The organism is Roseibium polysiphoniae, from assembly GCF_014842925.1.
Taxonomy (GTDB): Bacteria; Pseudomonadota; Alphaproteobacteria; order Rhizobiales; family Stappiaceae; genus Roseibium; species Roseibium polysiphoniae.
On sequence record NZ_JACYXJ010000001.1, the window covers coordinates 161,332 to 183,078 of the forward strand.

20 protein-coding genes are annotated in these 21,747 nt (G+C 59.8%); 12 read left to right on the top strand and 8 right to left on the bottom strand.

What is annotated here, in order from left to right; translation table 11 throughout:
- Positions 1 to 113: 113 nt before the first annotated feature.
- The 5 genes from IG617_RS00770 to IG617_RS00790 all read right to left on the bottom strand — a co-directional run bounded on the left by IG617_RS00770 (position 114) and on the right by IG617_RS00790 (position 7,960).
- On the bottom strand, positions 114 to 1,730 hold the full coding sequence (locus IG617_RS00770) for an ABC transporter substrate-binding protein (RefSeq protein ID WP_192106437.1): 1,617 nt from the start codon (positions 1,728 to 1,730) through the stop codon (positions 114 to 116).
- 162 nt (positions 1,731 to 1,892) lie between these two features.
- Positions 1,893 to 3,977: a S9 family peptidase gene (locus IG617_RS00775; RefSeq protein WP_192106439.1), complete on the bottom strand. Its 2,085-nt coding sequence runs from the start codon at positions 3,975 to 3,977 to the stop codon at positions 1,893 to 1,895.
- Between the two features lie 221 nt (positions 3,978 to 4,198).
- Positions 4,199 to 5,584 carry a TadE/TadG family type IV pilus assembly protein gene (locus tag IG617_RS00780; protein ID WP_276529798.1) on the bottom strand — a complete coding sequence of 462 codons (1,386 nt, stop codon included), beginning with the start codon at positions 5,582 to 5,584 and terminating at the stop codon, positions 4,199 to 4,201.
- A gap of 189 nt (positions 5,585 to 5,773) precedes the next feature.
- A complete protein-coding gene (locus tag IG617_RS00785; RefSeq protein ID WP_254170398.1) occupies positions 5,774 to 7,027 on the bottom strand; it encodes an MFS transporter in 1,254 nt (417 codons plus the stop codon).
- 84 nt (positions 7,028 to 7,111) lie between these two features.
- Positions 7,112 to 7,960 carry an SDR family oxidoreductase gene (locus tag IG617_RS00790; RefSeq protein ID WP_192106446.1) on the bottom strand — a complete coding sequence of 283 codons (849 nt, stop codon included), beginning with the start codon at positions 7,958 to 7,960 and terminating at the stop codon, positions 7,112 to 7,114.
- 128 nt (positions 7,961 to 8,088) lie between these two features.
- Here IG617_RS00790 and IG617_RS00795 point away from each other — a divergent pair, with 128 nt between their 5' ends.
- Entirely contained in the window at positions 8,089 to 8,538 is a 450-nt protein-coding gene (locus tag IG617_RS00795) for a winged helix-turn-helix transcriptional regulator (protein WP_476705543.1), read from the top strand.
- Between the two features lie 22 nt (positions 8,539 to 8,560).
- On the opposite strand, the gene IG617_RS00800 is transcribed toward IG617_RS00795, so the two are convergent.
- Positions 8,561 to 9,529, bottom strand: coding sequence for a hypothetical protein (locus IG617_RS00800; RefSeq protein ID WP_192106448.1), 969 nt, complete (start codon positions 9,527 to 9,529; stop codon positions 8,561 to 8,563).
- A 478-nt stretch (positions 9,530 to 10,007) separates the two neighbouring features.
- On the opposite strand from IG617_RS00800, the gene IG617_RS00805 reads away from it, so the two are divergent.
- The gene (locus IG617_RS00805; protein ID WP_192106450.1) at positions 10,008 to 12,026 is read left to right on the top strand and encodes a hypothetical protein; all 2,019 of its coding nucleotides are present in this window, start codon (positions 10,008 to 10,010) and stop codon (positions 12,024 to 12,026) included.
- On the opposite strand, the gene msrB is transcribed toward IG617_RS00805, so the two are convergent.
- Entirely contained in the window at positions 12,027 to 12,431 is a 405-nt protein-coding gene (gene msrB, locus IG617_RS00810) for a peptide-methionine (R)-S-oxide reductase MsrB (protein WP_192106452.1), read from the bottom strand.
- 521 nt (positions 12,432 to 12,952) lie between these two features.
- Here msrB and IG617_RS00815 point away from each other — a divergent pair.
- From IG617_RS00815 to IG617_RS00860, 10 genes are all read left to right on the top strand, one after another.
- Positions 12,953 to 15,334 (top strand): putative monovalent cation/H+ antiporter subunit A, encoded by a 2,382-nt coding sequence (locus IG617_RS00815; RefSeq protein WP_192106454.1) that lies wholly within the window; start codon positions 12,953 to 12,955, stop codon positions 15,332 to 15,334.
- Positions 15,334 to 15,753 carry a Na+/H+ antiporter subunit B gene (locus IG617_RS00820; RefSeq protein WP_192106457.1) on the top strand — a complete coding sequence of 140 codons (420 nt, stop codon included), beginning with the start codon at positions 15,334 to 15,336 and terminating at the stop codon, positions 15,751 to 15,753. Before IG617_RS00815 ends, IG617_RS00820 begins: the two co-directional genes overlap by 1 nt.
- A complete protein-coding gene (locus IG617_RS00825) occupies positions 15,753 to 16,130 on the top strand; it encodes a Na+/H+ antiporter subunit C (protein ID WP_192106459.1) in 378 nt (125 codons plus the stop codon). Before IG617_RS00820 ends, IG617_RS00825 begins: the two co-directional genes overlap by 1 nt.
- A gap of 5 nt (positions 16,131 to 16,135) precedes the next feature.
- Positions 16,136 to 17,719 (top strand): Na+/H+ antiporter subunit D, encoded by a 1,584-nt coding sequence (locus IG617_RS00830; protein WP_192106461.1) that lies wholly within the window; start codon positions 16,136 to 16,138, stop codon positions 17,717 to 17,719.
- Positions 17,720 to 18,196 carry a Na+/H+ antiporter subunit E gene (locus IG617_RS00835; RefSeq protein WP_192106463.1) on the top strand — a complete coding sequence of 159 codons (477 nt, stop codon included), beginning with the start codon at positions 17,720 to 17,722 and terminating at the stop codon, positions 18,194 to 18,196. It begins immediately after the preceding gene.
- Positions 18,193 to 18,549, top strand: coding sequence for a cation:proton antiporter (locus IG617_RS00840; protein ID WP_192106465.1), 357 nt, complete (start codon positions 18,193 to 18,195; stop codon positions 18,547 to 18,549). The genes IG617_RS00835 and IG617_RS00840 overlap by 4 nt, the downstream gene beginning before the upstream one ends.
- Entirely contained in the window at positions 18,546 to 18,890 is a 345-nt protein-coding gene (gene mnhG, locus IG617_RS00845; protein ID WP_192106467.1) for a monovalent cation/H(+) antiporter subunit G, read from the top strand. The genes IG617_RS00840 and mnhG overlap by 4 nt, the downstream gene beginning before the upstream one ends.
- A 351-nt stretch (positions 18,891 to 19,241) precedes the next feature.
- On the top strand, positions 19,242 to 19,658 hold the full coding sequence (locus IG617_RS00850) for a Ros/MucR family transcriptional regulator (protein ID WP_192106469.1): 417 nt from the start codon (positions 19,242 to 19,244) through the stop codon (positions 19,656 to 19,658).
- 317 nt (positions 19,659 to 19,975) lie between these two features.
- Positions 19,976 to 20,389: a helix-turn-helix domain-containing protein gene (locus IG617_RS00855; RefSeq protein ID WP_192106471.1), complete on the top strand. Its 414-nt coding sequence runs from the start codon at positions 19,976 to 19,978 to the stop codon at positions 20,387 to 20,389.
- The gene (locus IG617_RS00860; protein WP_192106473.1) at positions 20,386 to 21,210 is read left to right on the top strand and encodes a DUF6456 domain-containing protein; all 825 of its coding nucleotides are present in this window, start codon (positions 20,386 to 20,388) and stop codon (positions 21,208 to 21,210) included. The genes IG617_RS00855 and IG617_RS00860 overlap by 4 nt, the downstream gene beginning before the upstream one ends.
- Before the next feature lie 17 nt (positions 21,211 to 21,227).
- Here the strand turns inward: IG617_RS00860 and IG617_RS00865 are convergent, their stop codons facing one another.
- Complete coding sequence (locus IG617_RS00865; RefSeq protein WP_192106475.1) at positions 21,228 to 21,662, bottom strand: SufE family protein; 435 nt, start codon at positions 21,660 to 21,662, stop codon at positions 21,228 to 21,230.
- Between the last annotated feature and the right edge of the window lie 85 nt (positions 21,663 to 21,747).

Below are 21,747 nucleotides of genomic sequence, written 5' to 3' on the forward strand. Positions count from 1 at the left end.
TCCCGGCACCTGTGATCCGTAACGTCCTTTGGCTGGCTTGCCAAGATTGAAAACGGGACCGCACTCATTGCCCGGAAGCGAGCGGGCGCGGTCCCAAGGTTTTGCACTGACCGCTAGTCGATGTGGATCCAGCGAAGCATCACAAAGTTGTCCGCCCGTTGGGTCAGATCGATATTGGCCTTGGAGCCCCACAGCAGCGGCTGAATGTGCAAGGGCACATAGACCACATCGTCTTTGACCGTCACAGCGATGTCGTCGAGCATCGACTGGCGCTTGGCCGGATCAATTTCACGCTGGATCTTGGGCAAGAGTTCATCGACCTCGGCGTTCGAATAACCACCGAAATTCCAGCTGCCGAGCTTCTTTTCCGTGTTCGGCGTGGTGACGAGAAAACGGATCGGATGTTCGGCGTCGAAAGTGCCCGGAGACCAGCCGAGAAGATACATGTCGTAGTTGCCGGCGCGCAGCTCTTTCCAGTAGTTGCGCACGGGCATGGCCGTGAGGTTGGCCTTCATGCCGACCTTGGTCAGCATGGCCGCCATCGCCTTGCAGAGCGCTTCATCGTTGATGTAGCGGTCATTCGGGCACATCAGGCCAAAGGAAAAACCGTCCGGGTAGCCAGCTTCCGCAAGCAGCGCCTTGGCCGCATCAGGGTCGAAGCTGGCGCGATCTTCGGCAGCCTTGCTGTAGCCCTTCATCTGCGGGCTCACCAGCTGACTGGCAACTTCCGCATTGCCGCGCATGATCTTGTCGACAAGCGCTTCGGCGTCGATGGCCAGTTGGGCGGCCTTGCGAACCTTCACATCCTGGAAGGGGTTTTTGCCCTCTGTTTCCTTGGAGTATTTCAGCGCGTCATGGCTGTGGCCGAAGCCCAGCATGATCACTCTCGCCTCAATGCCCTGGTGCAGCTTCAGACCATCTTGCGACGCAATCCGGTCAATGTCCTGCACCGGAACCGGATTGATCAGGTCGACCTGGCCACTGAGTAGACCGGCAACGGCGGTCGCCGGATTGGCGATGGGCAGGAACGTCGCCTTGGTCAGATTGTGCTCTGCCGTGTCCCACCATCCCTCAAAGGGTTCGAGAACGGTCTCGACGCCGGGTTCCCGCTTCACGATCATGAAGGGACCAGTGCCGTTTGCATTCAGCGTTGCGAAAGTCTCGGTTTCCTGTGCCGGCCGTTCCGTGCCGTTGGCCTTGGACCAGCCCTTGTCCATGATCATGAAGTTGGCGATGGAGTCGGGAAAGATCGGGTCCGGCCGGTGGGTCAGAAAGTCGACGGTGTAGTCGTCGACGACAACCACCTCCTTGACCGGGGAAAACCAGGAGCTGGTGTCGGACTGTTCCGACGACGCACGCTGATAGGAAAACAGAACGTCCTCTGCGTTGAAGGCCGAGCCGTCATGGAAGATGACATCCTTGCGCAGATGGAAGCGCCAACCGTCTTCGCCGACGGGCTCAAAGCTCTTTGCGAGCGAGCCCTCGATCGCCATCTCCTTGTTGCGGCGGACAAGGCCTTCATAGACGTTGTTGAGGAAGCCGAGAACAGGTGCGGAGTTGACCGCATGCGGATCCATGGTTTGCGGATCTGTAGGCGATGACCAGCGCAGCTCGGCAGCAGTTGTACCACCGACCGACGCGAGCAATGTGGCGGCCAGTAAGCTGGCCGCCAGGCCTTCGCGTGCGACGCAGGCAAATGAGTTCCCGCGCGATGTTTTCGTTGCGATCATCTTGTGTCCCCTCATGCATGATCAATTTGTCGGGAGATTGCGTGTTTTTGCCCGTGAATGAAATGCCGGCCGCTCCAAAAAGAACGGCCGGCTCTTCACAATTTCGCAATGTCGCCCGGGTGTGCCGCGACCTGCTGCTGATGGCAGCTTGTCGCTTCAAGCCTAGGCCTTACCGGTCACCATCAGTGCGAAGGCCTGCACAAGGGCAACTTCCTTCAGCCGGTCGAAGCGGCCTGACGCGCCGCCATGGCCCGCTTCCATGTTGGTCTTCAGCATCAAGAGGCTGTCACCCGTCTTGGTCGCGCGCAGCTTGGCCACCCATTTCGCAGGCTCCCAGTAGGTCACGCGCGGGTCGGTCAATCCGCCGACAGCGAGGATCGCCGGATACTCTTTCGCGGCAACGTTGTCGTAGGGCGAGTAGCTGGCGATATAATCATAGGCTGCCTTGTCGGTGATCGGATTGCCCCACTCGGGCCATTCCGGCGGCGTCAGCGGCAGCGTGTCATCCAGCATGGTGGCCAGGACATCGACGAAGGGAACTTCGGCGATGATGCCCGTAAAGGCTTCCGGCGCCATGTTGGCGACAGCGCCCATGAGCATGCCGCCGGCAGAGCCTCCCTGCGCGACAATACGGTCATGAGAGGTGAAGCGCTCCGATGACAGGTGCTTGGACGCCGCGATGAAGTCGGTGAACGTGTTCTTCTTGTTCTCCCGGCGTCCGTCCTTGTACCAGCGGAACCCCTTTTCCTTGCCACCGCGAACATGGGCGATGGCATAGACAAATCCACGGTCCACCAGCGACAGCGCATTGGTGTTGAAGCTGGCGGGCATGGACATGCCGTAAGACCCATAGCCATAGAGCAGGCACGGGGCAGAGCCGTCGAGAACCGTGTCCTTTCGGTAGAGAAGGGAGATCGGCACGGTCTCGCCATCACCCGCCGGGGCCTGCAGGCGCCGGGTGACATAGCTGGCCGGATCGTGACCCGACGGGACTTCCTGTTCCTTGCGCAACAAGCGCTCACGCGTCTCGACGTTGTAGTCAAAGACACGGCTCGGCGTGGTCATGGACGAGTAGGTGAAGCGAATGTCCGTCGTGTCGAATTCATAGCCACCGCTCAGCCCGAGCGAATAGGCTTCTTCGTCGAAGGAGATTTCGTGCTCGATGTTGTCGGCAAGCCGGCGGATAACGATGCGCGGCAATCCGTTTTCGCGCTCAAGCCGCACCATGAAGGTCTTGAAGAGACCGTGAGACAGGATCAGCCGGCCGGCCACATGCGGAACAAGATCTGCCCAGAACTCGCGCCCTGGCGTAGCCTTGGGGGCGGTGACAATCTTGAAATCTTCCGCATCACCCAGGTTGGTGCGAATGTAATAGCTGTCGCCATTGTCCTCGACCGAGTACTCGACGCCCGTGTCGCGCGGAGCGATCAGGTGCGGTGGATCCAGCGGGCTATGGGCCGGAATGGTCCAGACTTCCGACGTCTCGTGATCGTGAATGTCGATCAAAATCGTGTCGCCGGACTGGGTCCTGCCAACGCCCATGAAGAACCCGGCATCCTCTTCCTCGAACACCAGAATGTCGGCCGACGGGTCGGTGCCGATTTCGTGTCTGAAGAGTTTCGACGGCCGGTGATTGTCATCGAGCCGCACATAGAACAGATATTTGCCATCGGCGGAGAAAACGCCGCCGCCTGCGGTGTCCTCGATACGCGTCTCGCTGTCCAGGCCGGTTTCCAGATCACGGATCTGCAGGGAGTAAAACTCGGAGCCCTTGTCGTCATAGCCCCAGGCCAGCAGCTTGTGGTCGTCCGAATGACCCGCGCCGCCAAACTTGAAATAGGCTCTGCCCTCGGCTTCCTTGTCGCCGTCCAGAAGGATTTCCTCGCCTGATCCATCCCGTTTGGTGCGCAGGAATTTGGGATGCTGGCCGCCCGTCACATATTTGATGCCATAGGCGTAGGGACCGTCGGGCGAGGGGACCGAGCTGTCGTCTTCCTTGATCCGGCCGCGCATCTCGGCAAAGAGCGTGTCCTGCAGCTCCTTGGTCGGCGCCATCATGGCGTCCTGATAGGCGTTTTCTGCGTCGAGATAGGCCTCGATGTCATCATCGAGCACATCCCGGCCGTCACGCATGACATCTTGCCAGTTGTCTGCTCTCAGCCAGGCGTAATCGTCCTGCCGATGAATGCCGTGGGTCTCAAGGGTGACGGGGCGTGCCTGAGCACGCGGAGGAAGCGGTTTGGTCATCATTCGACCGAAGTAGGATTTTTGTTTGAGCGAGGCAAGAGGTAGCTATGCTGGGAAAGCATCAAAGTGCCGGCATCAGGATCGCAAGGGCACAGAAACCGAGGGTCTGTCTCGCCGGGGACGTCACGTGGATCGCGGTAGTCCGACCAGCTCCTCCGGTCGAAAAGCTCGGAGGAGCCCTGGTGTTTTTATGCAGCCTGGAAAGCCAGCTTGAAGGCTCTCTAGCGCAGCAGATAGGCGTTGTAGGAGCCGCCACCGGAGCCCGAACCGCTTTCAATCGTGATGTCACCATCCAGTGAGAGCTGGTTAAGCACCAGGGTCAGCTCGTCGCCATTGACTTCGCCGCTGCCGTTGAAGTGAAGGTTCCGGCTTGGAAGGTACACAAGCCCCTCGATGTTCATTTCCCCGTCGAGCTTATACTGGCTGTTTGAACTCTGAAGGCCGGGCGTTTCAAAGATGAGGAGGTCCTTGTAGGTGCCATTGTCCGGGGCGTCCAAATTGACCTCTGAGCTGCCCTGAACCGTCAGGAAGGCAGAGTCTTCGTCGGCAAGATGTATGCTGACGTTGCTACCGGACACCTCCTGACCGTTGAAGATCATCTGGGCACCGTTTTTGAGGACATAAAGCCCTTCGCCCAGGGACACGGTCTTGGCAGAGCCATTGAAGGTCAGGTTCGCGCCGTCGAAAACGTAAGTGCCGTCTCCAAAGGTCATTGCCTTTGCATTCATCGAGAGACTGCTCTTGATGTAATAGTCGCCCTCTTCAAAGACGACGGATGTCACGTGCCCATTGATCGGCGGCCAGGAACAATAGGTGCCCGGCTGGAAAACCATTTCGCTTTTGTTCGGGTCGGGGAAGTTCGTAGTGCAGCTTTGCTCGGACACGACGCCGTCGGAAACCGAGGCCATTGTGTCGGCGTAAGGATCATCGCTGACATCGCAGTTCTCATCGAAGTTATCCGCAAAGGGGCGGGCATTGCCTGCGATCTTACCGCGGACACACAGGCGCAGGGGTTCGATCTTCTTTGAATCGAGATAGGCCGCAGAGTTCGAGCTGGAATGCACATGCATCTCGCACTCCGGCGCGTCGACTTCCCCGCTGCCATTTGCCTTGAACGCGTTGCTTGCAGACGGATCGAGCACATAAATGCAGGTCTGAACGGATGAATATGCCGCTGCGGATTCTGCGGAGACCGAGATTTCCGAAATGCCGAAGATCGACAGGAAGTTGGTGTTCACCTCCACCGTCGCCGAACCTGACACGATGTTGTCTGCATCCAGAAACCTGGATGCGACGCTGCCGACGTGTTTGCGGGAGTAATTGACGTCGAAGATGGTGCTGGCCTCGGCAACCTTGTCGTCTGTCTCCAGAACCGCGGCGCCCAGAACCGCCGCATCCAGTGAGTTCTGCAGTTCGCTTCTAAAGTTGAGCGCAAACGCATAGTCGATGGCTGCGCCCGATACCGTGACGATCAGCATCGACGCGAGGCCAAACATGACGACAACGCTGCCTTTCCCGTCGCGCGCAAAGTCAGCAAGCGGACGTTGGCATGAATGAGTGCGAAATCGCCTGGCTATCGAGCGCAGGTTGCGAGAGATATTGCTCATTGGATGTCGTTCGCCCCACGAACTGTTGTTCACCTGCGCTGTTTTACCGAGGGACTGTGAAAAAAGAAGAAATAAATTCGGTAGGTGAAATAAATAGAATTTCACTCGAATTTTACTGAAAAATCCAAGAAAATGGTCACTTTCGGAGCAGCGCTCCAGATCCTCAATTCGCCGATGATCTGGTTACGTTCAGACATGTACGTGAGCGGGTCTGCTTTTGATCAGAATAAATACCATCAGTCCGATGTTCATGAAGTTCCAGGCGATACCGTTCAAAAACGCAGCGTCATAGGATCCTGTCAGGTCATAGATCCAGCCGGACATCCAGCCGCCAAGGGCCATGCCGAGGATTGAAGCCATGATCACGAGGCCCACTCTCTGCCCCGCCTCCTTCGCTGGCAGATATTCGCGCACCACGATCGCGTAGCTGGGCACGATGCCGCCCTGGGAGAGGCCGAACACCAGGGAAACGAGGTAGAGAGAGACCAGTCCGTCGAAGGGCAGATACAAAAACAGCGCGGCACATTGCAGGACCGAGCCGACCAGGAGCGTGCGGACGCCGCCGATAGCATCTGCGAGAAAACCGGACGCCAGACGGCTCACAACCCCGGCCCCGACCATGATCGCCAGCATGTCGGCGCCGCGCGCAACGCCATAGCCAAGGTCGACGCAATAGGCGACGATATGGACCTGCGGCATCGACATGGCGACACAGCAGCCGAGCCCGGCGAGCACCAGCAGGATCTGAAGCGTCAGCGGCGACAGGCCTGACGAGCGAAGACCAGAAGAGTGAGGGCCTGCATCCGCCGACTCCGGTTTGCCGGAGGCCTCGTTACTTGGTGGCGGAGGGGCCGCGCGCAGGAACAGGCTGAGCGGCACCATGATGACAACGCACAACACCGCGATCATCAGATAGGTGCTGCGCCAGTCCGTGAAGCCCAATGTCCATTGAATGAAGCTCGGCCACAGGACGCCGGCGAGATAGTTGCCGCAGGCCGCCGAGGCCACCGCAATGCCGCGCCGCTTCTCGAACCAGTGCGACAGGTCCGAAATCAGCGGGCCGAAGGTCGCTGCCGTGCCCACGCCGATGAGAAGTCCCTGGGCCAGCGAGAAGGTGATGATGCCGGTCGAAAGCCCCGCAAGGGCAAATCCTGCCCCGAGGGAGAGCGCGGACAGAAGGACAGGCACGACGACGCCGTAGCGGTCGACCCAGCGTCCGACCAGATAGTTTCCTGCCGCAAAGCCAAGCATGGTGAGCATGTAGGAAAACGAGGCTTCGCCGCGGTCGACGCCGAATTCCGCCTGAACGGCAGGCAGCACCACGACCACCGCCCAAATGCCTGCGCCGCCGACGGTGCCCAAGAGAATGCAGATGGCAAGACGGAACCACGATGCGGCACCGTCGACCGTGTCGGTCGCCGTTGTGGGGAGGGAGGCGGACAAGGAAAGACCTGGACGTCGAGAATGGTCTTCGAAGCCTAGCAGGGGCGATGGATGAGCGCCAGTGGCGGCGCTCATCCGCCTGGGTTACGAGACCGCCGACGAAACGAAGGCCTTCAGGGACAAGGTCGGATGGCCGATGATGTCCTCAAAATCCGTGCTCGCGGTGTAAAGCGCGCCGTTTGCAGCAGCGGCACCTGAATCAGCCAGGATATCGGCAAAGCCCTGGGGCAAACCGGCGGCAACCAGAACCTTGGCATAGTCTGCCTGCGGCAGGTTCTGGAACGGGATGTCCCGCCCGGTCTGGCTGGAGATTTCCGCGGCAAGCTCGGCCAGGGTAAAGGCGGGGGCGCCGCCGAGTTCATGGATGCGCGTGGAGGTGTCATCCCCGGTCAGGGTGATGGCGGCCGCTTCTGCGTAATCCTTGCGGCTGGCGGCGGAAATGAGCCCGTCTCCGGATCCGCCGACAACCGCGCCATGGGCAAGGGCTGCGTCCACCGCGCCGGCGTAATTCTCCACATACCAGCCGTTGCGCAGGATCACATGGGCGATGCCGGAGGCCTTGAGCGCCGCTTCTGTCGCCTCATGCTCTTGCGCCAAAATCATAGGCGAACTCACGGTGTTGATCAGGCTCGTGTAGACGATGAACGCAACGCCTGCCTTTTTGGCGGCGTCGATCACGGCCAAATGTTGCCGGGTCCGCTGGCCGATCGCGCTGCCGGAAATGAGCAGCAGCCTGTCAACACCTTCAAGCGCCGCATCGAGCGTTTCCGGCCGGTCGTAGTCGGCTTCGACCAGGGTCACCGTGTCGGACGCCAGATCAGCGGCCTTGTCGGGGGAGCGGACGAGCGCGCGCACGTCCTTGATGTGCCTGTCGGCGAGTGATTGCAGAACGAGGCGGCCCAGTTGGCCGTTGGCACCTGTCAGAGCGAGCATTTGGATGTCTCCTTGGTTGGAAATTGGCTCCAGATGCCCGATATGGCTTGAAAGCTTTCTATTCGTAAGTACATACAAAAAGGTTAGTTTGAAAAAAGATCACCCTGAGCCATGAAAGGTGCTGCATGATGGCCAAAAATTCTGCCGGAGCAGAGATGCAGTCGGATCAGATGGAGGACGGCGACGGCACACGGCTTTCGGAAATCGTGCGTCGCGGCGAACTCCTGGGCGGCGATTGTCCGTCTCGCGATATCCTCAAGCATCTGACCAGCCGCTGGGGCGTTCTGGTGCTCTTGGCGTTGATGCAAGGCGCACACCGCTTTGCCCAGCTGCGCCGGAAGGTCGGCGGGGTCAGCGAAAAGATGTTGGCGCAGACGCTGCAGACCCTGGAGGCGGACGGCTTCGTGCACCGCAAGGCCTATCCGGTCGTCCCGCCGCACGTGGAATACACTTTGACCCCGCTCGGCCGGGAGGCGGCGGAAAAAGTGAGGGACTTCGCCGACTGGATCGAAGTCAACATCGGCCGGATCCTGAAGGCAGGAGACGAGACCAGACAGGCCGCTTCAAACGACGCCTAGGCCATCCTGCGGTCAAACCGCATCAGTTGCCGGGCTTGGCTGTCGGCGTTGGCCTGTCGCTCTCGCAGATGCGCGCGGTCTGGCCAGTTTCCAGCTGCGCGATGAGACAGGGGCTGGAAGCACCGTCGACTGACAGCGGAAGCAGGGTCTTCAGCTGACCGGGCAGGGCGAGCGTCGCAAGCTCCCGCCATTGGCCATTCGACATCTGCATCATGCGCAGCGTTGATCTCGTGTCGGACGGCACCACAAGGACCTGCCCAGCCTGATCCTCCAAAACGGCAGAGAGGCGTTGCTCTCGGGCGCCGTTTCGGTGATTGGAAAAACCGCGCGTGGCGGCGATGACCTTCAGCCGGTCGCCCTGCCAGTCCAGCAGCTTCAAGGTGCCGCCGATGTGGGGCGTTTCGACATAGGCGATCTGCTGGCGGCCAAGCCCTGCGAAATCCGCGATCCCGGCAATGTTCAGCCAGCGGTTGGATCGCCCGATCGGCGCGGAAACGGCCCGCTCGACAAGTTTGCCGTCCTCGATCCCGTAGATCCCGACCGCGCCACCGGCCCTTGCAAAGGCGACGATCGCAATGACTTCCGTCTTCCCGTCACCGTCCAGATCCACCAGCCGCGGGGTGCGGTCTTCAAACACTCTGTCTTCGGGCAAGTTGTAGCTCAAAAGCTCGCCGGAGGCGGTGCGGACGCTCAGGGCTCCACCCTCGATGACATCGCCAAGCGCGCCATGCCGGTAGCGCTCGGTCGGGGCGCTGTACCAGGCCTCGAAAATGTCCTGCTGCACGTCAGGCGTCGCGATACGGCCATCCGGCAGGCCCTTGCGGTCCCCGCTCTGGGGCGCGGCGCGGCCAGTCTCTGCGAATGTCTCGGCCGATGGCTGTTTATCAAGCATGTCCAGCTTCCACGAACCGGCACTGGCCGGCAGGGAGAGAACGGGAAGCAGACCAAGAGCTGCCAGAAGGCGTGGCAGGAGCGAAGCGGAAAGGATCACGGGCAGGCAGACCTCGCAAGGTAAAGTTTCGAAGAGTTGAAACCTTCATAGCCGCTCTGCCGTTCACGCGCGATCACATCTCCTCACGAAACAGCAGGGAAGGGCTCTCTCCTCGCTATGGGGACCGGTCCTGCGAACAGGCCAGCGCATTCTGTTCCCGCCAGAGCGCATCTTCCCAATTGCCCGGAGCCATGATCCGCCGCGACGACTGACGCTGCTACACCCACCTGTTGTCATCCCCGACGTGTTCGGGGATCCACTCCATTCCAGAGCTGCTGAAATCTGGTCGAAGCATCCGCCGTGACCGGCAAAGCCAGGTTGGGCGCTCATCGCAAGCCGAGGCGTGGATTGGACCCCCGCACTTTTCCGCTACGCGGGGCGAGGATGAGAGTCAGGGGAGGCGCTTCCCGCCAGAGTTGTTGAATACCTGCCGCGCGGCTAAGCTTGCGGCCAAAACATTTCAACATAAGTGATTTTCATGCCAATCAGAACTTTTGCCGATATCGAGGCGTTGCCGAAAGACGAAAAGTTGACCGAGGCGGAACAGCAGCTTTTGGACAACTGCAAGGATGGTGTTCCCACTGTCCTCGGCGATGGCGAGCGCCCAAGTGGCCCAAGCCCTGAACAGACCATCCGCGCGGATCTGCTGCGCTATCTGATCCTTGGCGGCTGTGAAGAATGCGAGGTTCACGAATGGGGTGTGAACCTGACGGGCGCCTGGATTTCCGGCCGGCTCGACCTAAGCTTCGCCACAGCCAAAGGCGCGACAGGACTCCTCAACTGTCGATTCGAACAGAAAATCGCGGCGCTGCAAGCGCGGTTCGAAGCCCTCAATCTGAATGGCAGCGCGATGCCAGGTGTCAATGCGCAGGGCATTCGGGTAACGGGCGCCATGCTTTTGAGACGGTTGAACAGCACGGGTGAACTAAGTCTATCCGGTGCGGAGATCGGCGGTCAGCTTAGCTTCATGGACGCCAAGATGGATGGTGGTGATGGAACGGCCTTGAATGCGCAGGGCGTTCGAGTGACGGGAGGCGTGTTTATGCGAGCGTTGAAAAGCAAAGGCGAGGTCCGTCTCTCTGGCGCTCAGATCGGCGGACAGCTGGATTGCGAGGATGCCGAGTTGGATGGAGCAGGTGAATATGCTCTCAACGCGCAGGGTGTTCGATTGACGGGGAATGCGAAACTGGAGAGGCTGAAGAGCAAGGGAGAGGTGAGCCTGGCCGGTGCTCAGATCGGCGGTCAATTGGAATGCGAAAGCGCAGAGCTGGATGGTGGCAGTGGAATGGCTCTCAACGTGCAGGGCATTCGAGCGGCGGAGAGCGTGTTTCTGCGAGGGTTGAAGAGTAAAGGCGTGGTGAGCTTCTCCGGTGCGGAGGTCAGCGGTCAACTGGAATTCCATGACGCAGAGCTAGACGGTGGGGTTGGTGATGCTCTCAACGGCCAGCGGCTAGTGGTGACGAGTGGTCTCTATTGGCGTCACGTCAAATCGGTGAGAGGTGTCGTTGATCTGAATAGTGCCCATCTCGGCGATCTGGTCGATGATGCCGCGAGCTGGGACAAGGTGGCGGACGTGGCGCTGGTTGGCTTGACTTATGACAATCTGGCCGGTCCGCTGGATCTTGAGATGCGCAAGGCCTGGCTGAAGAAGGGCGCGAAATTCGATGGCAGTTTCTACCCGCAGCCCTACCAGCAGCTTGCTAGGTTTTTCCGCGAGACCGGCCACCGGCGCGAGGCGCGAGAAATCCTGATCGAAAAGGAAGTCCAGCAACGCAGGGCCGCGCGCAAGCGATGGTCCGATGAGCGCCATTTCCGGAGCGAGCTTCGACGTTTTATTCTAAATGCAAGTGAAGACACGGCGAGAAAACTGGCAACGAGCGCCGCCAAAACGCCGGAGTTAAGCGTGACCTGGTTGGAGCTATCAAAGCAGAGGTTCGGTAAGACTGAGGCCACCAAAAGCCGTGATCCGATGGTTGCGGAGTTCCTTCAGCAGGACTTCCGAAATCAGCTTCGTTGGGACAATGCAAAGGCGGTCATGCGCTTGTTTCTCAATCGCGGCGGCGACCGGATCTACCGTTATGTCTCCGGCTATGGTTACAAGCCGGGTCGAAGCCTGCTGGCCATGGCTTTGCTGATCGCCGTCATGACGGTGCTCGCGCAAGTCTCGTGGAACATGGGAGATCTGGCGCCGAACTCGGATGTCATCCAGATCTCAAAAGGTTGGCAAGAGCTGGCAAAGACAGAAAGGCGGCCATCAGAAGCATGGATCGAGCTTTATGGCCAGGACTATGAGACCTTCGAGCCGTTTTTCTATGCCGCCGATGTGGTCATCCCGATCATCGACATCGGGCAAACGGAGGCTTGGACCCCATCCACCGAGCGCAGCTGGTGGGGGTGGTCCATGTTCGGGGTGCAGAAGATCTTTGTCATCCTCGGCTGGGTCGTGACAGCCATTGCCGCTGCCTCGGTCACCGGCATGATCCGCCGGGACGACTGATTACTCCGGCGTGAACACCATGGCGTGGCCGTTGAGGCAGTATCTGAGGCCGGTCGGCGGCGGGCCGTCGGGGAAGACATGACCCAAGTGTCCGTCGCAGTTCGAGCAGCGGATCTCCGTGCGCACCATGCCAAGGGACTTGTCCTCGATCTCGGTGATCGCCTCCGGTGTCACGGCCCTGAAGAAGCTCGGCCAGCCGCAGCCGGCGTCGAACTTGGTGTCGGACAGAAACAGCGGCTGTCCGCAGCCGGCGCAATCATAGCGGCCATGTTCGAAGGTGTTCAGATGCGGGCCCGTGCCCGGGCGTTCCGTGCCGCTCTGCCGCAGAACGTAAAACTGTTCCGGCGTGAGCTGCTCCTGCCACTCGGCGGCACTCTTGCGAACCTTGCTGTCGTCTGCGCTCATCACCTGTCTCCCTGCTTTTCCCGAAGCAACCAAATAGGCGCCTGCATGACGCGCGGCAAGGGGAGCATGCGTCAAACGGCCCTTCGGCAAGATGCGGGAGTGTGTTCGGCAGACCTTCAAAACACAAGTCTATCGAGCGGGCAGGAGAGCTTTGACGGGAGCTTGAAGGGCCGGGGCGCCGAGGAAGAGTTCAGATGAATAATCAGCTCTGAAGCAAGGTTTGGATGAACAGATCGAGATTAGATTGCTTCCAAGGGGCGCCATCAAAATTCAGACGCCCAAAAAAGCACTTGGTCCTCCCGAAAAACGCAGGTTCTCGATTGAAAAACAGGTAATCAACACGAGATAGACTATAGGCAACGCTGGTTTCGCTTGTTGGCGAGTGGCGGAAAGAGTTTTCTAACTCTTGCGTGTCAAACACTAGGCACGTAAGACAAGCCAATTCACAAATCGGCGTAAATGCGTCGATTCGAACCGCAATCGCCCGCCGTGTACATTTCGGAAAAAGCGATCGAGACAGCATGACGCCTGCAGCGATAGACACCACCATCCTGGCCGTTCTTGCGCCCTTTGCGGCCGCAGTTGTTGCCCCTTTCGCGACCAAGATCTTCAAGCACAACGCTGCCTGGATCCTGGCGCTGGTGCCCGCCTGGATCTTCTACCATTTCGCCGGATACATCGGCCCGGTTTCCCATGGTGAAACCTTCACGCCGGCCGTCGAATGGGCGCCAAGCTACGGCATCAATCTGTCCTTCTACATTGACGGGCTGTCGACGCTGTTTGCCTTGCTGATTTCCGGTATCGGCACCTTCATCATTCTCTATGCCGGCGGCTATCTGAACGGTCACCCGCAGCAGGGCCGTTTCTTCTCGTTCCTGTTCCTGTTCATGGGTGCGATGCTCGGACTGGTGACCGGCAACAACCTGATCACGCTCTTCATCTTCTGGGAGCTGACCTCTATCACCTCCTTCCTGCTGATCGGTTTCGATCATCTGCGCGCCGCCTCCCGCCGTGCCGCGCTGCAGGCGCTGGTGGTGACCGGCGGTGGCGGTCTGTCGCTGCTAGCAGCTTTCATCCTGATCATCGGTGCCACCGGCGAGATCGAGATGTCCGTGCTGCTGTCGAGCCCGGATGTGATCAAGAACAGCGGTCTTTACCTGCCGATCTTCATTCTGGTTCTGGGCGGTGCCTTCACCAAGTCGGCGCAGTTCCCGTTCCACTTCTGGCTGCCGAACGCCATGGAAGCACCGACGCCGGTGTCTGCGTTCCTGCATTCCGCCACGATGGTCAAGGCCGGTGTCTATCTGCTGATGCGCATGCATCCGCTGCTGGGCGACACCGAACTCTGGACCACGGTCCTGCCGATCTTCGGCGGGGTGACGCTTCTCGTCGGCACGATCCTGGCGGTGCGCCAGACCGATCTGAAGCTGATGCTGGCCTATACGACCGTCGCCTCCCTGGGGCTGCTGGTCATGCTTGTCGGCACCAGCTGGGAAAAGGCGCTAGAGGGCGCGGTGCTGTATCTTCTGGCGCATTCGCTCTTCAAGGGCGCGCTGTTCATGGTCGCCGGCATCATCGATCACGAGACAGGAACCCGCGACGTCACCAAGCTTGGCGGTTTGCGCGGCGCCATGCCGATCACATTCGCCGCTGCTTGCCTTGCCGCTCTGTCCATGTCCGGCCTGCCGCCTTTCATCGGCTTCATCGCCAAGGAAGTCCTTTATGAGGGCACCTGGGAGATGGGAGCCGGCTCGTTGCTCGTCACCGGGACGGCCGTTCTCGGCAACTCGCTCATGCTGGTGATTGCCGCTGCGGTCGCGATCAAGCCGTTCTTCGGCCCGGCGGTCGAAACGCCGAAACATGCGCATGAAGGCCCCGTCCTGCTCTTTGCCGGTCCGCTGGTGCTGTCGCTGGCAGGCTTTGCCGCTGCGTTCTTCGCCCATCAGACAGGCGAGCTCTTCATCGGTCCGATGTTGTCCTCCCTGACCGGTCAGAGCGCTCATGTCGATCTGCATCTGATCCCGGGCTACATCAGCGCGCCGCTGATCCTGTCGGTCCTCACCGTGGCGCTCGGCGTTGTTCTCTATCTCCAGCTCGCGCGCCTTCGGGCACTGGTCGCGAGCGTGCTTGCAGCAATCGGCTGGGGCCCGGACAAGGGCTTCGACCAGTTTGTCGCCGGTATTGTCTCCCTGTCGGCTGCTGTCACCCGCCTGGTCCAGGGCGGCAAGATGCAGACCTACATGATGCTCACCTTCGGCGTCACGGCGGCTGCGGTGCTGGTGCCTGCCTTCCTGAACGATGGCCTGCCGTCCATGCCAGCCATGCCGGACTATGCCTTCTATGAATGGGGCATCCTGGGCATGGCCTTCCTGGGGCTGATCGCGGTTCTCGTCGCCAAGACCCGGCTGACGGCCATCGTCTCCCTCGGGATTCAGGGCTTTGCCGTTGCGCTCATCTTCATGCTCTTCGGAGCTCCGGACCTGAGCTTCACCCAGTTCATGGTTGAAACCCTGTCCGTGGTCATTCTGGCTCTTGTCATGACGCGCCTTAATCTGTCGCCGCGCGATCATCGCCCGGCCGGTGCCGCGCTGGTGACCGGTGCGATTTCCGCAGGCGTGGGAGCGGGCATTGCGCTCACCTTGATGGCGATCACTCAGCAGCCATTCGACAGCCGCCTGTCCGACTTCTTCACGGCCTACAGCCGGACCATCGCCCACGGCCGGAACATCGTGAACGTCATCATCGTCGACTTCCGAGGCTTTGATACGCTGGGCGAGATCGCCGTGGTCGTGCTGGCCGGACTTTGTGTCCTCGCCCTGATCCGGGTGCGTACCAAGCCAGAGGTCAAGGTCGATGAGGATGCCAGTGCCGAAGCGCTGGCCAAACGGGTGGAGGCAAGCTGATGCGCACGATTATTTTCCGCACCATCGCGCCCTATCTGGCCGCGCTGATGATCCTGTTTTCGGTCTTCGTGCTTTTGCGCGGCCACAATGAGCCCGGCGGTGGCTTCATCGGCGGGCTGATCGCGGCTTCCGCGCTGGCGATCTACGGCATCGCCTGCGGCGTTGCATCCGTGCGCCGCGCCATCGTGTTTCACCCGATGAGTATTTCGGCCTTTGGCCTGTTCATCGCGGTTCTCGCAGGTTTGCCGTCTCTTCTGTTGAAGCAGTCCTACATGACCAGCCAGTGGCTCTCGTTCCGCTTCTTTGACGTCAACGTGGATCTGTCGACGCCGATGCTGTTCGACATAGGGGTCTACTTTGTCGTGGTGGGCTCCATTGCCTCCATTGCACTGGCCCTGGAAGAAAGGGAGAGCGACTGATGGAAACCGGTCTTTCGATCCTCATCGGCCTGTTCTTCACCGTATCGGTCTATCTGATGCTGTCGAAGGAGTTGGTCCGGATGCTTCTGGGCATTGCCATCCTCGGCAACGCGGTCAACCTGCTGATCTTCACAGCCGGGCGTCTGACGCGCGAAGTACCGCCGCTGATCCCGGAAGAGCTCTACACGCCAGCCGTTCAGACCGCGAACCCCTTGCCGCAGGCGCTGGTGCTGACAGCTATCGTGATTTCCTTTTCCTTCCTCGCGTTCCTCCTGGTGTTGGCTTTCCGGGCCTACCAGGAGCTGGGCACAGATGACGCCAACGAAATGCGCGTTGCAGAGCCCGCCGACGAACAAGCTCCCCCGCAAGGATACTGATCTCCATGGCCGGTTCCTCCGTTTCCGTTGATATCTCACAGGCCATGGCCGTCGCTCCGGTCTCCGCCGGTGACTGGCTGATTGTCGCGCCGTCGATCCTGACGCTGCTTGGCGGCTCTTTGTGCCTGATGACCCGCAAGAACACGCAGGCTCAGCCAAAGATCGGCCTGATCTTCATGGTGCTGTTGGTGGCCGCCAACATCGGCCTGCTCGCGCGCGTCCTGGACAAGGGCGTGATCACCATGGTCATGGGCAACTGGCTGCCGCCATTCGGCATTGCCTTTACCGCCGATGCGCTTGGCGTCACGCTCTCGACCATTGCCTCGATTGTTGCGCTTTGCGCTGCGCTCTACGGCAGCGCCACCATCGACAACACCGGCCGCCGCTACGGCTTCTATCCGTTCCTGCTGCTTCTGATGACAGGCGTCTCGGGCGCCTTCCTGACGGCTGACATCTTCAACCTCTATGTCTGGTTCGAAGTCCTGCTGATTTCCTCCTATGGTCTTCTGGTCCTGGGCAATGATCGGCCACAGCTGGACGGGTCGGTCAAATACGGCATCCTCAACCTAATCGGCACAAACCTGTTCCTGATCGCCACCGGCCTTCTCTACGGCATGTTCGGCACGCTCAACATGGCGGATCTGGCAACCAAGGTTGCCGCGCTTGAAAATGGCGCGTCGGGAACGCTGGCAACGATCGCCGCGCTGTATCTGCTGGCCTTCGCCATGAAGGCAGCAGCTTTCCCTGTGAACTTCTGGCTGCCGGCCTCGTACCACACGCCGAACATTGCTGTTTCTGCGGTCTTCGCCGGTCTTTTGACCAAGGTCGGCGTTTATGCGCTGATCCGCGTCTTCGTTCTGCTGCTGCCGGGCTCCCGAGCCTATATGGCCGACCTGATTGCGCTGGTCGCCATGGCCACGATGATGTCCGGCGCCATGGGCGCCCTGGCACAGGGCGAAGTTCGCCGGATCCTGGGCTATCTGGTGATCGCCGGCATCGGCTCAATGCTGGGGGGCGTCGCGGTCGGCTCGACCCTCGCCATCTCCGGCGCGATTTTCTATGCGGTGCATTCCATCATCGTCATGACCGCGCTCTATATGGCCGCGGGCGTGATGATGCTGATGGGCGGCTCCTACCGTCTGCGCGAATTGGGTGGCCTCTATCAGGCAAGCCCGGCCTTCGCCGCTGTCTTCCTGGTGCTTGGATTTGCCGTGTCCGGCCTGCCGCCGTTCTCCGGCTTCTGGCCGAAGGTCATGCTGGTGGACGCAGCTCTCGGCGACGGCCGGTACTGGCTTGCCGGTGTCATCCTGCTGTCCGGCTTCCTGACGACACTCGCCATCGGCAGGATTTGGATCTTTGCGTTCTGGCGCGGCGGACCGGAAGGAACGGCGGACGGAACGTCAACGGTCCGGATCAGTCCAATCGGCCAACTTGGTTCTGCGGCGCTCTGGCTCCCGATCGGCATCCTGACGGCTCTTGTGGTTTACTTCGGCCTGCAGCCGGAATGGATGCTGCAGGTTGTCTCGCGCGGAGCAAGCGGCGTTGTCGAGCCCCTTGGCTATGTGCGCTCAGTCTTCGGAGGTCTGTAGATGACTGGCTTGTTCCTCATCAACATCCTGATGGCGCTGGCGTGGGGCGCCGTTTCGGGAAGCTTCACCGCCGTCAATCTGATGTTCGGCTTCGTCCTGTCGACGGGCGCCCTTTACCTGATCCGTGAACAGGTCGGGACTGGGAGCTATTTCAGCCGGGCAGGCAAGGCAATCAGCCTCGCGGTTCTCTTTATCTACGAGCTGGTTCTTTCCGCCTGGCGCGTTGCACTCATTGTCATGCGGCCAAACATGAATCTGCAGCCGGGAATCATCGCCTATCCGCTGACGGTCGACCAGGATTTTGAAATCACGATGCTGGCCAACCTGATCACGCTGACACCGGGAACCCTGTCCGTGGATGTCTCGGAAGACCGCAAGACCCTCTATGTTCACTGCATCGACGTGCCGGACCCGCAGGCGACGATCGACGACATCAAGAACGGGTTTGAACGCAAGATCCTGGAGGTGTTCCGATGACACCCATTGCAGCCTTCGCCGAAAACTTTCTGGACGTCTGCGTGCACATCTCGCTGGCGGTCCTCACCATATCGTTTCTGCTGATCGTCCACCGGACTGTGCGCGGTCCGACCCTGCCTGACCGGGTCATCGCGCTCGACATGCTGGTCGCTGTCGGCATCGGCTTTATCGCGGCCATCGGTGTGCTCACAGATTATTATCTCTATATCGACATCGCCATCACCCTTGGCCTTGTCGGCTTCCTCGCTACCGTTGCCTTTGCCCGCTTCGTCCTGAACAGGGGCAGCGCCGGCGATGAGACGATCATGCAGGAAGTTGAGGAAAGCGTTCAGCGCAGGGAGGCCGGTCAATGACAGCGGCGATCGATATTATTGTGGGCCTGATGCTGGTGGCCGGCGCGCTGTTTGCGCTTGTTGCCTCAGTAGGTCTTCTGCGCCTGAATGATTTGTACATGCGCATGCATGCGGCCTCCAAGGCCGGGACACTCGGCTCGGGCGTCATGTTGCTGGCGCTGGCGGTCTATGCCGGAGATCTCGGAGTGGTGACACGCGCTGTCGCCGGCGTGGTGTTCTTTCTGCTGACCGCCCCGGTTTCGGCGCATTTGCTGGCGAAAGCTGCCTATGCAGTCGGGTATCGGCCTTGCGCTGACACCAAAATTGATGCACTCAAGGGTGTACTCGGTCCGGATAAGTGATACTACGTATCCGGTGCTATGTAGGTGCGTGTAACGAAAGTGCTATTTGACGCTTGTTTGCATGAAATATGGCTAAAATACCGAGTAGATTTCAAAGTGTCTCAGCTTATGAACATGTGAAATATTTCCCTACATAGAATTTTTCTAGAAAAATTACTGTCATTATTAAGAATGAGGGGTTGTCGACCTCAAGGCGGAGCGATATAAGGGCGCAATCGTTGCCTGCCAAGTAGATTAATTTCTGATTAGTGCCAATAGCAAGTAACCGTTATTTGCGGTGTATGGCGCATCAAGATGCTTGCGAGGCCAGACAGAAAAAATTCCTGATTAGAACTAAAGAACAGGTGGAAAATGACTGATAGTCCGGTGGATACCAATCTTATTGACCTGACCGCTGATATTGTTTCTGCATATGTCAGCAACAATACCGTAGCTTCTACGGACCTGCCGAATCTGATCAATGAGGTTTATGGTGCCCTTCAGCGCACGTCCACAGCCTCTCATGAGCCTGAGCCCGAGCCGCTCAAGCCGGCTGTTCCGGTGAAGAAGTCGGTCATGGCCGATTACATCATCTGCCTGGAAGACGGCAAGAAGTTCAAGTCGCTCAAGCGTCACCTGCGCACCCATTACGATATGACCCCGGAAGAGTACCGCGAAAAGTGGGACCTGCCGACCGACTATCCGATGGTTGCTCCCAACTATGCTGCGGCTCGTTCCGAGCTCGCCAAAAAGATGGGCCTTGGCCAGCAGCGCAAGCGCTCCAAGTAAGGAACAGTTCCGCGTCTGTCATACGGACGCCGGTCTGAAAAAACTAAAAAAGCCGCTCGGGGTTCCGGGCGGCTTTTTTTTGTTTTCCCTCAAGGCACCAATTCCGATGAAAGTGCGCCGACTTTGATCGCGATGAAAAAACACTAGGAAATACATTATCTTGAAAGGACCACACGCGCTCCGGGAGATACTTGAACTGGCGTCATCTTAAGGTTGTTCGAAAACTTATCCCTAACCATAAATTGCACGACTACAATGTAGGAAAATAAGCCTAGTTCAGGTGAGGCCTTTGTTTTCGACAGCATTGGAGGACTGCAATGAGCGATTGCCGGGAGGGGTCTGTCCCTCAGCGCCCGATCTACGGACCAGGAGGCCTGACGAGTTTGCTGGCCCAAAATCGCACCGCCGCGCATCTGCATCTTGCGGAGGGATATGTCGCCCGGGCCTACTGCATCCAACCCACGGATCTCTACCGGACAACGCGCGGCAAGGCGCATATGGCCGAAGCCCGGCAGCTGGTGATGTATCTGGCCCACGTCGAGATCGGCATGCCCTTGATCAATGTCGCACGTCATTACCGACGCGACCGCTCGACGGTGGCGCATGCCTGCCGTGGCATCGAGGAGCGGCGGGAGGACCCGATCTTTGATGAACTGGTGGGCCAGATCGAGCGTCTGATCAGCATGCGGCAGGAAATGGCGGCCGAGCTGGCCCTGGGAGGCGTTCAATGAGCCGCGCGTCGGCGAGAACAGCGCCGCCGGATCGCAAGCGTCTGCTTTCTTTGCTGAAAGCCCTGGCTCAAACGGGAGCGCATCTGAAGCGTGACCTTGGGAAGGGGGAAGCACAGCTGTGGACCCTGGTGCGGCCAGACAGGTCTGAGCGGCCCGTGGACAATCCGGATCTCGTCGCGGTGCTCGAGCGTCAGGGGCACGTGGAGTGGGCACGGGAGCAAACGCTTATCTTGTCTTCGACCGGGCGACAGGCGCTCAAACGCTGGTTGAGCGCGGGAGATGGTTATTTGGAGCAGCACCGCGAAATACGTCTTCAGAATATCTCAGATCCGCAGGGCGGTGGTCGCACGACGGTGCCGGTAAACCTTTGCGAAAGTCCGCTTGCCTGGCTCGCGAGTCGCAAGGACCGCAACGGCCGGGCTCTTCTGGACCGCGCGCAGGTCGAAGCTGGCGAACGGTTGCGCGCGGACTATGGCTTCGCGCGGCTCATGCCGACCATGTCAGGCGGCTGGCGCACGGGAGGAGGCGGCGGGACGACCGGCAATCGGGGCAGGGCAGCCGACCTGTCGGATGATGTCATCGCCGCCCGGCAACGTGTCGAGAGGGTCCTGAAAGGGCTGGAGCCAGCTCTCGCGGGTCTGCTTGTAGATGTTTGCTGCCATCTCAAGGGCTTGAAGACCGTCGAGGCGGAGCGGGGCTGGCCGGCGCGGTCTGGAAAGGTCGTGCTCCAGATCGCGCTCACAGGTCTTGCCAGCCGCTATGGCTATCTGACCACCGCAGGAAACGGCGATGGCCGGATCCGCGCAGACCGTCCCAACTGAAAGGACTGTCCGGATCCTTATGCCGCTGCCGCGAGCGCGGCCTCGGCATCGGCGCGAATGCGCGCCACCATCGATTTCAGTCCGTTGGAGCGCTGTGGCGTCAGGTGTTCCTGGAGACCAAGCTTCGCGAACAGGCCGTCGACGTCCGTGTCGAGAATTTCCTGGGCACTCTTTCCCGAGAAAAGCGCAAGCACGATTGCCACGAGCCCCTGCACGATCAGCGCATCGCTGTCGCCGCGATAGGCAATCACCGGCTGGCCATCATCACGACGGGAAATCTCTGTCACCAACCAGACCTGAGAAACGCAGCCGCGCACCTTGTTGGCCTCGTTCTTCTCACCTTCGGGCAGCTCAGGCAGTTCCCGGCCAAGATCGATCACATATTTGTAGCGATCTTCCCAGTCATCGAGGAACTCGAAGCTTTCGACAATGTCATCAAGTGTGCTGGTCATGTTGCTCTTTTGGCCCGCCGGTCAAATCAAGGGTGATCTGACGCTTGATATAGCTCCCGGGGCACGACTTGCAAATCGAAGCGGA